Source organism: Psychrobacter pygoscelis (assembly GCF_004335015.1).
Classification (GTDB): Bacteria; Pseudomonadota; Gammaproteobacteria; order Pseudomonadales; family Moraxellaceae; genus Psychrobacter; species Psychrobacter pygoscelis.
In genome coordinates this window covers 40,679-53,840 of sequence record NZ_RQRU01000003.1, presented here as the reverse complement: position 1 = coordinate 53,840, position 13,162 = coordinate 40,679, and the positions used below count along the sequence as shown (strand labels likewise).

13 protein-coding genes are annotated in these 13,162 nt (G+C 43.9%); 9 read left to right on the top strand and 4 right to left on the bottom strand.

Translation table 11 applies throughout. The features are described 5' to 3' along the window. Positions 1 to 83 precede the first annotated feature (83 nt). From EGV92_RS08605 to EGV92_RS08595, 3 genes are all read left to right on the top strand, one after another. Positions 84 to 407 carry a hypothetical protein gene (locus tag EGV92_RS08605; protein WP_131668854.1) on the top strand — a complete coding sequence of 108 codons (324 nt, stop codon included), beginning with the start codon at positions 84 to 86 and terminating at the stop codon, positions 405 to 407. Between the two features lie 76 nt (positions 408 to 483). Continuing rightward, positions 484 to 828: a hypothetical protein gene (locus EGV92_RS08600; RefSeq protein ID WP_131668853.1), complete on the top strand. Its 345-nt coding sequence runs from the start codon at positions 484 to 486 to the stop codon at positions 826 to 828. 162 nt (positions 829 to 990) lie between these two features. Further along, positions 991 to 1,305, top strand: a complete 315-nt coding sequence (locus EGV92_RS08595) for a TusE/DsrC/DsvC family sulfur relay protein (protein WP_131669075.1) — start codon at positions 991 to 993, stop codon at positions 1,303 to 1,305. A gap of 24 nt (positions 1,306 to 1,329) precedes the next feature. Here the strand turns inward: EGV92_RS08595 and EGV92_RS08590 are convergent, their stop codons facing one another. After that, positions 1,330 to 1,881, bottom strand: coding sequence for a tRNA (cytidine(34)-2'-O)-methyltransferase (locus EGV92_RS08590; protein ID WP_131668852.1), 552 nt, complete (start codon positions 1,879 to 1,881; stop codon positions 1,330 to 1,332). 373 nt (positions 1,882 to 2,254) lie between these two features. On the opposite strand from EGV92_RS08590, the gene EGV92_RS08585 reads away from it, so the two are divergent. Further along, complete coding sequence (locus EGV92_RS08585; RefSeq protein WP_131668851.1) at positions 2,255 to 2,395, top strand: entericidin A/B family lipoprotein; 141 nt, start codon at positions 2,255 to 2,257, stop codon at positions 2,393 to 2,395. Positions 2,396 to 2,645: 250 nt separating this feature from the next. Here the strand turns inward: EGV92_RS08585 and hemW are convergent, their stop codons facing one another. After that, positions 2,646 to 3,926, bottom strand: a complete 1,281-nt coding sequence (gene hemW / locus EGV92_RS08580) for a radical SAM family heme chaperone HemW (RefSeq protein WP_131668850.1) — start codon at positions 3,924 to 3,926, stop codon at positions 2,646 to 2,648. 219 nt (positions 3,927 to 4,145) lie between these two features. Between hemW and EGV92_RS08575 the strand changes: the two genes are divergently transcribed. The 5 genes from EGV92_RS08575 (at position 4,146) to accC (ending at position 9,978) form a co-directional block, all read left to right on the top strand. Continuing rightward, complete coding sequence (locus EGV92_RS08575) at positions 4,146 to 4,646, top strand: EVE domain-containing protein (RefSeq protein WP_131668849.1); 501 nt, start codon at positions 4,146 to 4,148, stop codon at positions 4,644 to 4,646. 384 nt (positions 4,647 to 5,030) lie between these two features. Next, complete coding sequence (locus EGV92_RS08570; RefSeq protein WP_131668848.1) at positions 5,031 to 6,047, top strand: hypothetical protein; 1,017 nt, start codon at positions 5,031 to 5,033, stop codon at positions 6,045 to 6,047. A 123-nt stretch (positions 6,048 to 6,170) separates the two neighbouring features. Next, positions 6,171 to 7,574, top strand: coding sequence for an MATE family efflux transporter (locus EGV92_RS08565; protein WP_131668847.1), 1,404 nt, complete (start codon positions 6,171 to 6,173; stop codon positions 7,572 to 7,574). Between the two features lie 533 nt (positions 7,575 to 8,107). After that, on the top strand, positions 8,108 to 8,539 hold the full coding sequence (accB, locus tag EGV92_RS08560; RefSeq protein ID WP_131668846.1) for an acetyl-CoA carboxylase biotin carboxyl carrier protein: 432 nt from the start codon (positions 8,108 to 8,110) through the stop codon (positions 8,537 to 8,539). 65 nt (positions 8,540 to 8,604) lie between these two features. Continuing rightward, positions 8,605 to 9,978 carry an acetyl-CoA carboxylase biotin carboxylase subunit gene (gene accC / locus EGV92_RS08555; protein WP_131668845.1) on the top strand — a complete coding sequence of 458 codons (1,374 nt, stop codon included), beginning with the start codon at positions 8,605 to 8,607 and terminating at the stop codon, positions 9,976 to 9,978. Between the two features lie 232 nt (positions 9,979 to 10,210). Here the strand turns inward: accC and EGV92_RS08550 are convergent, their stop codons facing one another. Both EGV92_RS08550 and leuA read right to left on the bottom strand, forming a co-directional pair. Next, positions 10,211 to 10,834, bottom strand: a complete 624-nt coding sequence (locus tag EGV92_RS08550) for a hypothetical protein (protein ID WP_131668844.1) — start codon at positions 10,832 to 10,834, stop codon at positions 10,211 to 10,213. Between the two features lie 438 nt (positions 10,835 to 11,272). Continuing rightward, on the bottom strand, positions 11,273 to 13,042 hold the full coding sequence (gene leuA / locus EGV92_RS08545) for a 2-isopropylmalate synthase (protein WP_131668843.1): 1,770 nt from the start codon (positions 13,040 to 13,042) through the stop codon (positions 11,273 to 11,275). Positions 13,043 to 13,162 lie beyond the last annotated feature (120 nt).

Here is a 13,162-nt window from a genome sequence, read left to right as displayed (position 1 = left end):
ACTTTAAACCACAAAATTGGAGCTGAAAAAAATTAATATCAAGCGACTTTTGATTTAATAGCCCATAATAAAAAGGTACTGAAATGGCACTACTGATCAAACTGACTACACCGACCGAGCTTGCCAGCTATGAAGGCTGCGCCTTAGCCTTAACACTAGCGACATTTGGCAACACCATCCAGCTCTACTTAGACGCTCCTGTATTTGGCTATTTGATACAACCTGAATCGCGTTTGGCGGGTATGATAAAGTCATTAGACTTGTACGACATTCCGCCCGCTTGGCTGCCAGACGATGTATTTAGTGGCTGGGCAATAGGTATGTTGCCAGAAGCACTAGCGGCTCAGCTGACAATGGTTCCTGACGACATTGATAGTAGTGAGTTTGAGCAGATTCTGACGTTTTAATCGCTGATATTAGACTAGTACCTTAAACGCCTGGCTTATAGCCTCCCTATTTTATTTTTGACACTAAGTGATATCTATGAGCACTCTATACCAACTCCATGGCAACTTGGCGACGATTAAATCACAGATTAAGGCCCTTGAGATGCTGTGGCAACCTTTTGATAGTATATTGCTATTGGGTGAGTCTGCCGCATACATAGACTGGCTTGACGCTTATATAGCGGACAGTGAGATCCGTGACGTTCAACAGTTATATGTATTACAAACAGACATCGAAACGTTAGACAGTAAAACTCAGCAACTGCTCAATATGTCAGGTAGAAATTGTCAAGTATTGACTGATGAAGCTTGGGTAGCCTTAACCCTGCCTGCTACAGCAACAGATAATTTAGCATTTGATAAGGTAGTGACTCTCGCCTAGTTTCTAGGACTTTATCTAGTGAGTTTTACTAGGGCGTTAGACCACTACCAGTAACTTTTATTTTATCAATTAACTATTATTAACCAGAGAATTATGACGCAATCAATGACTAAAGCTGCAAATGCTACTAGCAGTGCCGCTGCTATTAATAGCGCAGAGGGCGTGACTATTAAGCTCGATGCAGAGGGGCACTTGTGCGACCATCGCCTTTGGACTCCAGAGGTAGCGCAGCAGCTTGCCGACAGCCTAGCAGTTGAGCTTACTCCGCTCCACTTACGTATCTTAATGCAGGTACGCGCCTTTCACGATGAATTTAATCATCCGCCAGCGACGCGCCCTCTTATCAAATATCTTATGAAGACGCTACCGGATGACGACATTAGCAACCAAACTTTGCAGGGGTTGTTCAATACTGGATTGGTAGCGCGGCATGTTAACCGCTTGGCAGGGCTACCCAAACCGCCTAACTGCTTGTAACCCTGCTTATTTTGGACTACTTGCTTACTTTGGACTAAAAGGCACTAGGTTATCATAGCCAGTGCTCTGACCTTCATCTCCAAAAAAACCTTGCTGTCGCCACACTTCATAAAGACAGATCGACACACTATTGGCCAAGTTTAAACTGCGCGACTCTGGCAGCATAGGCAGTCGCAGCCAGTTATCAGCGCCAATATCCTGACGAATATCCTCAGGCAAGCCAGCTGTCTCTGAACCAAACACCAAAGCAAAATGTTCAGCAACCGGACTATCAGCTTGCCTGCTTGCCATAAAGTCATAATCATAAAAAGGCTGACTAAGTTTGGTGGTTAGAGCAACCATGCGCCTACAATCTGCCGCTTGCAAAGCCAGCTTGGCGTCCTCCCAAGTTTTATGCACCTTCATTCGCGCATATTCATGGTAATCAAGACCAGCGCGGCGTAACTTTTTATCTTCTAAGTCAAACCCTAATGGCTCAACTAAGTGCAGCTGCGCCCCAGTATTCGCACATAAACGAATGATACTACCAGTATTGTTAGGAATTTTAGGATGGACTAATACGATATGAATGGTCATAAATGGCTCTTACAGTTTATTCAATGATTTACTAAATGTTTACTCGTTATTTCAGACAGGTGCCATAGAACAAGGTTCAATAAGACTGACCTATTGAAAAAATATGTTACAGTTTTATGGCGATAATTACATTTTGATACTGGGCATCTTTTTTTCATTTCACTATGATAACTCAAATGAGAACGCGGACTTTAGTCATTTGTAAGGGTTGTTTTTTCTGTTTGCCTTAATTTTGATAGTCTCATTGTTTAGCCAGACAGATAATTACTCATATTTTACTTGGCTATTGCAAGCGCCTTTCAAGAGTGCTTTTACTTTGGTTAAATAAAGTACCAAAGTAACGGTTATTTTTACTTAAATAGAGGTTGTTATTATGAAAAAAGTTATCATCGCATCTTTAGCGGCTATGTTTGTTCTTACTGGTTGCAACACTTTCAAAGGCCTAGGTCAAGACGTATCGCATGCTGGCGAGAAAGTAACTGACAGCGCTCAAAAAGTTGAAAACAAAATCTAAATTAGATAACAGCCTATCCTTACTTACGCTTGTCTTTAAGTCTGCTAGTCATTTTCCAAGCTAAGAGATTGTAAAGACAACTAAGTCAGTTAGGTTATCGTTAGAAAGATTTAGCATTAAAAAAACCCATCTTCTGGTGGGTTTTTTTAATGCTAAAATTTAATGATAAGTAATGCCATTCATATCAACAGTAGTTTTAAGCCAGTAATTATAAATTAGAAGCACCTTAGACGGTCTGTCGCTCGGAACATTAGATAAAAGCATATAGGACTTGGTTCAGATAGCGGCGACCTTTATCAGTCGTCACCAGACGCTCAGGGTTATCCGCAAGTAGCCCTTGCTCAATTAATCGAGATACTTGATGAGTGATAGCCTGTCGCGCTAATCCAGTATGCTGCGTGAATGTCTGCCAAGAGACCCCAGCATCAAGCCTTAAAGCATTGAGCATAAATTCAGCAGGCAGCTGATCTTTTGCAATATATTCAAAGCCAACCGTTTTAGGCCAGTTATTGGCTGTCTTTTCTTTAGTTACTAATGATTCAGATTGCCAAGAGTGCCATTTGGTTTGATCTAGATAGTCTTTGGGTAAGCGCGATTTACTGAATCTAGCAATTTGACTGCTATTATCCTGAGTCGCTAGACCATCTATAACTTTACCACTTATAAAATCACTATTTTTAGCAGCGTCCAAGCTAATTTTACCGTGCGCGCCTGCACCAATGGCTAAATAATCCCCAAACTGCCAATAATTCAAATTATGTTGACATGGCTTATCATGCGGCCCGACCCAGGCGGATACTTCATAACGCTGATAACCAAGTCTCAGCAGCTTTTGTTGTCCTGCCTCTTCAATATCCGCTAATGTATCATCATCGGGCAGCAGCGGAGTATCACGATAAAAGACCGTATTAGGCTCGACGGTTAGCTGATACCAGGATAGGTGCGTCGCGCCAGCATCGTGGGCTTGCTGAATATCATTCAAAGCCTGATAGCTTGTCTGCTGAGGTAGACCATGCATAATATCTACGTTAACCCGCTTAAATCCCGCGTTTCGCGCTTGAGTGATTGCTGTCTTCGCCTGTTCGGGGTCATGAATACGACCAAGCTTATGTAGCTGCTCGGCGGCAAAACTTTGCACCCCTATAGACAGTCTATTAATACCGACATCGAGATATTGTGAAAAAGGCGCATACTCTAAGGTACCAGGATTGGCCTCCATCGTTATCTCGCAGTCCCCTGCAAATGGCAATCTCATCCGCAGTCCGTTAAACAATCGCTGATACTCATTGATGGGTAATAGCGAAGGCGTGCCACCACCGATAAACACCGAGCGTATCTGCCGACCCTGAAGCCATGGGGCTTGAGCCGATGCATCTGCTAATAGCGCATCGACGTAAGTACGGTAGAGCGCTGCATGATCCCCAGTAGTGCTAAGCTCATGAGAGTTAAAATCGCAATAAGGGCATTTACGTACGCACCAAGGAATATGAATATATAAGGCAAGCGGAATGGAGGTAACAGATAACAACATAATAAAACGGCGTACCTCAAAAATATGATTAGGATAACGATTAGTGTCAGTAAAGAAAAGCGCTGACTATTCATCTAGGAGCAGATTGTAATAGAATTTATTGCTAGAAATTAGACACAAGCCGCAGTTTATGCGGTTAAGCGATATTATGGTGGGTCTGCCCCATTATTCAACCCAGCGCTGTATTAAATAGCTTTGACTTAAGGAGCTTTTGCTAAAATGACCATAACAGCTACCAGTAATACCAATAAACATTGGCTCATAAAATCCAACCCAAAGTGTTTCAGCATTGGTGACTTGCAACAAAAAGGCAGTGACATGTGGGAAGGTGTGCGAAACTACCGCGCCCGCAACTTTATGCGTGACGATATGCAAGTGGGGGATCAGGTACTATTTTATCACTCGAGCGCTAAGCCCTCAGGTGTTGCAGGCGTGGTGACGGTCACGCGAGCAGGCTACCCTGATCCGACCCAATTTCACCCTGAAAGTAGACATTACGACCCTAGAGCCCTGCAAGACAAGCCGCGCTGGTATGTCGTCGATGTGGCTTTTTCGTATGCATTTGCTGACATACTGCCATTGTCCACACTCAAAGATATTCCGGCACTAGAGGATTGTTTACTACTACGAAAAGGCTGTGAGCAATTGACAGTACTGCCGTTAGAGGCCAGACACTGGCAAGCTATTATGACAGCAGCTGCAGATGCCGACCTAATATAGTCTGCCGCTGCTGTACAATCACTACTTAGGGTTCTAAACTGGTAGGTAACGGCTAGTATCTGTAGCTGATTGTTCAATCCTTAATAATTAACAGATTATTGCTAAAATAACGCATAAGTAATCTGTTAAAGCGAAGCATTAGCCGAATATACTGGCCAGTGCTATAATAGTAGCCGCCAATATAAGGGCGCTCTTATTACCCCTAAGTGAATTAAAAATAATAACTCTATTTCATAAATCAATCACATCACTTAACTATACTCCATCTTATATCGTCTTTGGAGCATACTCTACTCAATTACCATTCGACTTAGGCGCGCAGCTTATATAAGCCACTGCCATTACTAAGTCGCTGCAAATGGTAAGATAAAAAGGATACTTTATATGCTAAATCATAACCGCTCTGTCTTAGCTGTAAGCTCAATGGCTGTATTCGTAACCTTAGCGCTTAGTGCCTGCGGTGGCAGTGATAGCGACAAGGTAAAAAAAGAGTATGAGCATTTTGCCAAGCAAGTTACCGCTGATTATGAGCGTATCAAAGCCAAGCTGTCGCCAGAAGAAAAACGTATGGCTAAAGTCTTAGAGTCTGTATCCTTATCTGAAGAAAGTCTTGATAAATTCTTGGACAAAATCACCCCCGAAGGTGGTAAAGGCGGGCTATACGCAGGTCATTTCGTCGAGCTTGACGATGGTGATGCAGCAGATATCGATATCGGTGCAATCTACTTTGATATTAGTAAAGATGCCGCAGGTAGTGTCGACGGCCGAATCAGTTATCAGCAGCAGCCTTGTCAAGAAAACCGAACGCTAGGCACTGGCGGTGCGGTCAAAGTAGATAAAGCGATCGTGGGTCAGTTATCCGGCAGCCTTGATTCTTTGAAGTTTTTGGATGTGAAGTACGTTAGGGACTTAGGTATTGAAACGCCTAATCTATCATCGACCTTCAGTGGTAGCTTTGATAAAGCTGCTACTGGTAGCCCTTGGAGCGGTAGCTTTGAGTACCAAGATGGCCTTGGTCGTACGCAGCTATCCTCAGGTAATGAGGGCTGTGACGTGACTTATACCTTAAGTAAACGCTCAAACTTTGTCACCTATCCTCTAGATTATAAGCGCGGTCAGCTTAATCTCGACATAGTAGGCAATGGCAGCCAATCGCGACTGACGTGGGACAATCCAGCCAATGCCACTAGCGTGTTAGTAAGCCAAATTAATGTTAACAAAGCTGAAGCAGGCGCAAATGGCTACGAGCGCAATCAAGTCTTTACCGATGGTACAAGTCAGTTTGCACCAGTTATAACCGACACACCGACTAACTATGCCTTCGTCGTTCAGGCCTTTAATCAAGATAACGACCTTATTGGTTATCAGGCTGTTATTATCGATTTACCGCAAACGCTCTAATGGCATGACTAACCCAATGATAGCTTGGAGATATTAGCACTTAGTTACTATTTAACCTGCCTCTCTAGATATAGATTGGCAGGTTGTTTTATTGTTATTTTCGACGTTTTGAATGGTTTATTTATGCTCACGGATTTTAATCTAACCCAGTTTACTCAGCACAGTCGTCGCCTTTGGGTGCTGGTACTGCCCATATTGATTACCCAATTTAGCCAAGCGGCTTTAGGCGTGGTCGATGCCATTATGGCCGGTCAAGTATCAGCACTTGATTTGGCCGCCGTGTCTATTGGTTCGGGTATCTGGCTGCCTTTATTCTTACTCGCTACCGGCATTCTGATTGCGACGACACCACTCATTGGCGAAGCCGTCGGGCAGGATAATACCCATCACGTGCCGCATATTACTCAGCAGTCGCTTTGGGCCGCCTTAGTTCTAGGTGTGATAGGCTTTATTGTGGTGAATTTAATGCCCAATGTACTACCGCTAATGGGCGTACCGGCCAATATTATTCCTAAAGCCAGCTTGTATCTTCACGGTGTGTCTTTTGGCTTCCCTGCGATCGCGGCTTATGCAGTGCTGCGCAGCTACTGCGAAGCCCTAGGAAGACCTGAGCCAGTCACTATTATCAGTATAGTAGGGCTATTGGTCGACATACCTCTGAACTATATCTTCATCCATGGATTATTCGGTATGCCCGAGATGGGCGGCGCAGGTTGCGGCGTTGCTACCGCACTGGTACTGTGGATTAATGTATTATTGCTAGGCACTTATACCCACTATTCTCGCCAAAAGGCCATTGCCAGTACTCGATTTTTCTATAGCTTCGCTAGCCCCAACCGAGCGCAAATCAAAAAGCTCTTAAAGTTAGGCATTCCTATTGGTATCTCGATATTCTTTGAAGCCAGTCTTTTTAGCTTAGCCTCGTTGGTTATTAGTCCGCTTGGTGAGATTGCCGTCGCGTCACACCAAGTTGCCTTAGCTGTCACCTCTCAGCTATTTATGGTGCCGATGTCGCTTGCTATGGCATTAACCATCATGGTGTCTAATAGATTCGGTGAAAAGAACTTCACTGCCCTACGTCATGTCCAAGCAACGGGGCTAATTTGGACCATACTTATCGCTATCGTAGCGATGGTTATGGTTTGGTTCTTCCGTCCCAATCTTGCAGCGTTGTTTACTGACAATCCGGTGGTACAAGCCCAAGCGATTCATCTGCTTATCTTTGCCCTTGCCTATCAGCTATTCGATGGTTGGCAGGTGAATGTTGCTGGTATCTTACGCGGATTGCAGGACACTACGGTGCCGATGTGGATTACCTTATTTTGTTATTGGCTGGTGGCACTGCCCTTAGGGACTTATCTCGTCCGCTTTACCGATATCGGTGCACAGGGCTTTTGGATGGCATTGGTCGCCGGACTATTTCTATCAGCGCTACTGCTTAGCTTAAGATTACGTCATCAACAACGGCGCATTAATGAGCGCTTCGGTCTCTATACCCTCGATAGACCAATCGCTGGAGCAGACTAGAATGATCCAGACAAGGTAGAGATTAGTGATTTAAATCCTCCTCGGTGGCGGTACTCAAAAATACCCGTTAATGCCAGCGGGTCACTGTGTCGCCACTGTTTAATAACTAACCTTACAATATAGTCGAGTCTAAATAAACTAGAGTCATCGTAGTATGATGCGCAGCTGGTATAAACTTTTTTGGCTTGCTGCAAGCGCGCCGCGCCGACAGAGACTGCAAAAAATTCATCCCAGTACCGCTATATTGCTTTTATCGTGGACTTGCTATAAATGTCAATCCTAAAGCAATTTTTAAAAAGATTTTTAAGCTAGGCAAAGTAATTAACAAAAATAATAAGTGTACACCTGTACATCGATTGCTCATTTTGCTAAAAATAGGTATCATTAACGTCTACGTAATAAATATTTTGTTACACTCGTGCGCCGCAGTAAATTATCTGCATTAAAATTAATACGCACGCCACAAATAAAATAGCTTAGGATTTGTTTCCTATTGTAATTTTCATTATCAGGCACAAGGCACCTACCTAATTATGGACATTGAAAAAATTCGCACCCTAATTGCGCTTATGGAAGAAAATGAGTTGGTCAACCTTGAGGTAAGTAGTGGCAAGGAGAGCATTAGTCTCACCCGCCATTACGACACGCCTGCACCGACGATGATGGCCGCACAAGCCAGTGCCCTACCGGCTGGTGGCCCTGAGGTAAAAACCAGCCCTACTAATCCTGGCAGCGTCGAGATTGCCCCTATGGTCGGTGTGTTTTATAGCGCCCCTAGTCCCAATGACCCACCTTTTGTCAAAGTCGGCCAAAAAGTTCAAGCCGGTGATACCTTAGGTATCATTGAAGCGATGAAAATTATGAACCCTCTTGAAGCAACCCAAAGCGGGGTGATTGACGAAATACTGGTCGATAACTCAGACGTTGTTCAATTTGGTCAACCTATTATTCGCTACAAAGCTTAAATTATCCTAATGCTCCATTACCCAATTACCATTCTACTAGGATAAAGTTAATACAGGATGTTCGCATGATAAAAAAACTGCTGATAGCCAATAGAGGGGAGATTGCCCTTCGCATTGTTCGGGCCTGTAAGCAGCTAGGCATTCAAACCGTAGGCGTCTACTCAACAGCAGATGAAAATCTAATGCATTTGCGCTTCGTCGATGAAGCTGTTTGTATTGGTAAGCCTAATGCTAATCAAAGCTACCTTAATATCAATACCTTGTTAACAGCAGCCGAGATTACTGGCGCTGATGCTATCCATCCAGGATATGGCTTTTTGTCAGAGAATGCTGAGTTCGCTGAGCAGGTAGAAGAGGCAGGTCTTACCTTTGTAGGACCGCATGCTGATCATATTCGCTTGATGGGCAACAAGGTCTCTGCCATTCATGCGATGAAAAAAGCAGGCGTTCCTACCGTTCCTGGATCAGTAGGTACTGTCAACCTACACAATGCTGAAGAGCAAGCACGCAATATCGGCTTTCCACTATTGATTAAAGCAGCGTCAGGCGGCGGTGGCCGTGGGATGCGTATCGTAGAGCATTTTGATCAGCTCATTAGTCAGGTACAAGCAGCCAAGCAAGAGGCGGAGCTTTGGTTTGGTGATGATACCGTCTATATGGAGCGTTATCTAAAAAACCCACGTCATGTCGAGGTTCAAGTACTTGGTGATGGCAATGGTAATGCTATCCATCTCTATGACCGCGATTGCTCATTGCAGCGCCGTCATCAAAAGGTACTTGAAGAAGCCCCTGCGCCTGATATTCCTGATGATGTTCGCGAGCCTACGCTAATGGCTTGTGTCAAGGCTTGTGAAGCTATCAACTATCGCGGTGCTGGCACGTTTGAGTTTTTGTATGAGGATGGAGAGTTCTTCTTTATTGAAATGAACACTCGAGTCCAAGTAGAGCACCCCGTCACTGAGATGATCACTGGCATCGATGTCGTGGTTGAGCAGCTAAAGATTGCAGCAGGCTATGGTCTGTCCTACCGTCAGAACGAAATTGTCGCTCACGGTCATGCCATTGAGTGCCGGATTAATGCTGAAGATCCGGCTACCTTTGTGCCTTGTCCGGGAACAGTCGATCAATTATTTACGCCCAACGGAGCTGGAGTTCGCTTTGACTCGCACCTTTACCCAGGCTATGAGATTCCGACATTTTATGACTCTCTGATTGGTAAGCTGATTTGCTATGGTCAAACGCGTCAGCAAGCCGTGGCAAAGACGCTTCATGCCTTAGACGAGTTGATTATATCTGGCATCAAGACCAATATTGCGCTGCATCGCGACGTTATTCTCGCTGATCCAGCCTTTACCACCGAGGCACAAAACATTCATTACCTAGAAGATAAGCTGCTTACCAAAAAATCTGAGAACCCGCCCTCTACGGAAAAAGCTTAAATTCACTACTCTTATCCCACAATAAGCAAAGCCCTTTTTTAAATTTAAAAAAGGGCTTTTTTATGCGCTTTAAACTAGTATTAGCCGTGGTATATCTAATCAACGTATTCCTAACTCACCTACAACCAGAAATTAAACCTACTGTTTTCAAACAGAAGACTGTTCAAAGGAAGGTGAATGGCTCTATACTAGATTTATTGTAGCTACCAATATCGTCTTTTATAGGCCACGCCTACGGTAAGATACGATGAAAGGTCATAAAGCATTCTTCGCCTTCAGTATCCGCGCACCACTGCATCTGATTGCCTTGATGATTAAGATAAGCAACAATCGCCTCACCCGTCTGATCGATCTGATTGCCCGAGCAGTCCACCTCATTATTATCATAAATAGTCTTGATAGCAATAATCGGCAACCCCTGCTCTGGATGAGTCACTAAGTACTTACCATAAGTCCACTCGTCGCCACTAACAGCCCAGACATTATTGTCTGCTCCAAAATTATAGCGCTCACGACAAACCTTCTGAGCAGTACTTTGTAGATCAGAATTTGTTGTTGATGTCTGAGCTTGTAATAAAGACTCATTAGCTGCCACCTTATCGCGCTCAATAACGCCAGATTCAAGCGGCTGTGTATCACGGAGGCTTGAGAGACTAGCTTGAGGCTCGGTAGCGCCAATCATGGCACTAGCAGCGTCAGAAAATGCTGCTGCATTATCAAGTTCAATCTCCCATTGACCTGCAATAGCAGGACTAATATGAGTACTAATGACAGATTTACTTACTGGGGCATCACTTGCTGAAAGTGACGATAATATAGACGCTAAGGTCACTGCAGTAATTGAAGTCGGTTCCATATTTACTCTTATAAGTCAAAGTATCAGTCGATTTAGCGTAAGCTTTCTACCTACAAATTACAACCTAAAATAGATAAGATGTCACAAAAATCATCATCAACACGACACAGAATGTCGCATTAATTGCTTATTTATTTTTCTCATATACCCTAACCTTTATTGGCAGTTCTTTATAAACATAATATAGCATTACTGGGATAAACTTTTTGCCGCCGCTATCAGCTTGCCCGTAGTACACCAAAAAATTTATACCAGTCCCGTATTGTAAGACTCTATTGTATTTAGCATTGACGATAGGTTAGCTATCAAGTCAAAAAAAAGCGACACCTAGCGCGGTATCGCTTTGATTTAATTACATTTAAATAATACTGATATACATAGAGCTTCTACTGCTAAAGCTGTTGCTAGTAGAGCTTGCGTTAATAGTATGACTAAAGCCTAAGCGCTAGTACTTGTTGGGGCTTGAGCCAACGCAGACAAAGCGCCTTTTAGCATGGCCGAGACCGTACTGGTACAAGTGCCAATGCCCGAGAATACATTACCATCAACGTTTAACTGAATATAAGCCGCCGCATTGGCATCAGTTTTGTTTTCACGGTCAGTATCAATCTCAGACTCATCATAGTTCAAATGGTGCGGATTAATAGCGTGCTCTGCATAATTGATAATATGTAAGTCACTACCAGTATACTTTGCTAAGCCATCAATAAATGATGATAATGGACCATTGCCCGTACCCTCAATATTAATAACCTCGCCATGTGCTTTTACTTGACCACTAAACTGCACGGCACCAGCTTTATTATTGACGCTGTAGTCGAGTAGCTCATAGTCAGACTGCTGCAAATAGGTCTGCTCGAATGTATGAAGGATTTCATCATTTTGTAACTCACGCGCCGCTGCTTCTGCTTGACTTTGCACCACACGGCTAAAGTCGATCTGCATCCAACGTGGTAGATTGAAGCCATAATTACGCTGTAAGATATAAGCGACACCACCTTTACCTGATTGACTATTAATACGTACAACGTCTTGATAACTACGACCAATATGTGCCGGATCAATGGGCAGATAAGCAACATCCCAGTGATTATCAGTGATATCGGTGTTTTTCTCGTTATAATCCAAGGACTTTTTGATGGCGTCTTGATGCGATCCACTAAAGGCGGTAAAGACCAGCTCGCCCACATAAGGATGACGGGGATGCAGCGGCAAGTTGTTGCATTCGCTCACCACTTGGACAATCTCACTCATATTACTAAAATCTAGCTCAGGATCTACGCCTTGGCTGAATAGATTCATCGCCGTAACCATGATATCCATATTGCCCGTACGCTCACCATTACCCAGTAGCGTACCCTCGATACGATCCGCACCCGCCATGATACCTAGCTCTGCTGCCGCTACACCGCAGCCCCTGTCATTATGGGTGTGCAAACTAATAATAATATCCTTACGGCAAGATAAGTGGCGACAGAAATACTCAACCTGATCGGCAAAGACATTCGGCGTAGAGGCTTCTACAGTAGCAGGAAGATTAAGGATAACAGCTTGACCCGACTGCGGCTGCCAAACCTCACACACTGCTTCGCAAACTTCTACAGCGAAGTCCGTCTCGGTCTGGCTAAAGCTCTCAGGTGAGTATTGAAAGACCCACTCTGTCTCTGGATACATCGCGGCATACTGCTGAACCAAGGTCGCACCATCAATCGCGATTTGTTTAATCTCTTCTTTTGTCTTGCCATAGACTTTGTCACGTTGGACACGACTGGTCGAATTATACACATGAATAATGGCGCGCCTAGCCCCTTTTAAGGCTTCAAAAGTACGCTTAATTAAGTGCTCACGAGCTTGGACCAACACTTGCAGGGTGACATCCTCTGGTACATGACCCTCTTCTATAAGCTTACGAGTAAAGTCAAACTCGACTTGAGCCGCCGACGGAAAGCCGATTTCGATTTCTTTAAAACCCACTTCTACTAATACCTTAAAGAAGCGCATTTTTTGTTCAATGGTCATCGGATCAATCAGAGCCTGATTACCATCACGCAGATCCACACTCGCCCAGATTGGTGCTTTGGTGATTACCTTATCTGGCCATGTTCTATCTGTAAGCTTAGGCGCAAAGGCAAAAGGACGGTATTTACGAAAATCAAATGCTGCGTTTTTTGGTGTGATTTTTGGCTGAGCGGTGATTGGTGATCCCATGATTCGATCCTTGCTATTATTCACGACAGATGGATAGGCATTTAGCCCGATTGATAAGCATATTATAGCAAAGTGCTATTAGCGAAAACCGGCAATAAATACTATTAATTGAGATTTATT

Coding starts and splice junctions, on each gene's coding strand:
- EGV92_RS08605 (WP_131668854.1), top strand. CDS start 84: ATGGCACTACTGATCAAACTGACTACACCGACCGAGCTTGCCAGCTAT.
- EGV92_RS08600 (WP_131668853.1), top strand. CDS start 484: ATGAGCACTCTATACCAACTCCATGGCAACTTGGCGACGATTAAATCA.
- EGV92_RS08590 (WP_131668852.1), bottom strand. CDS start 1,881: ATGACCATTCATATCGTATTAGTCCATCCTAAAATTCCTAACAATACT.
- EGV92_RS08585 (WP_131668851.1), top strand. CDS start 2,255: ATGAAAAAAGTTATCATCGCATCTTTAGCGGCTATGTTTGTTCTTACT.
- hemW (WP_131668850.1), bottom strand. CDS start 3,926: ATGTTGTTATCTGTTACCTCCATTCCGCTTGCCTTATATATTCATATT.
- EGV92_RS08575 (WP_131668849.1), top strand. CDS start 4,146: ATGACCATAACAGCTACCAGTAATACCAATAAACATTGGCTCATAAAA.
- EGV92_RS08570 (WP_131668848.1), top strand. CDS start 5,031: ATGCTAAATCATAACCGCTCTGTCTTAGCTGTAAGCTCAATGGCTGTA.
- EGV92_RS08565 (WP_131668847.1), top strand. CDS start 6,171: ATGCTCACGGATTTTAATCTAACCCAGTTTACTCAGCACAGTCGTCGC.
- accB (WP_131668846.1), top strand. CDS start 8,108: ATGGACATTGAAAAAATTCGCACCCTAATTGCGCTTATGGAAGAAAAT.
- accC (WP_131668845.1), top strand. CDS start 8,605: ATGATAAAAAAACTGCTGATAGCCAATAGAGGGGAGATTGCCCTTCGC.
- EGV92_RS08550 (WP_131668844.1), bottom strand. CDS start 10,834: ATGGAACCGACTTCAATTACTGCAGTGACCTTAGCGTCTATATTATCG.
- leuA (WP_131668843.1), bottom strand. CDS start 13,042: ATGGGATCACCAATCACCGCTCAGCCAAAAATCACACCAAAAAACGCA.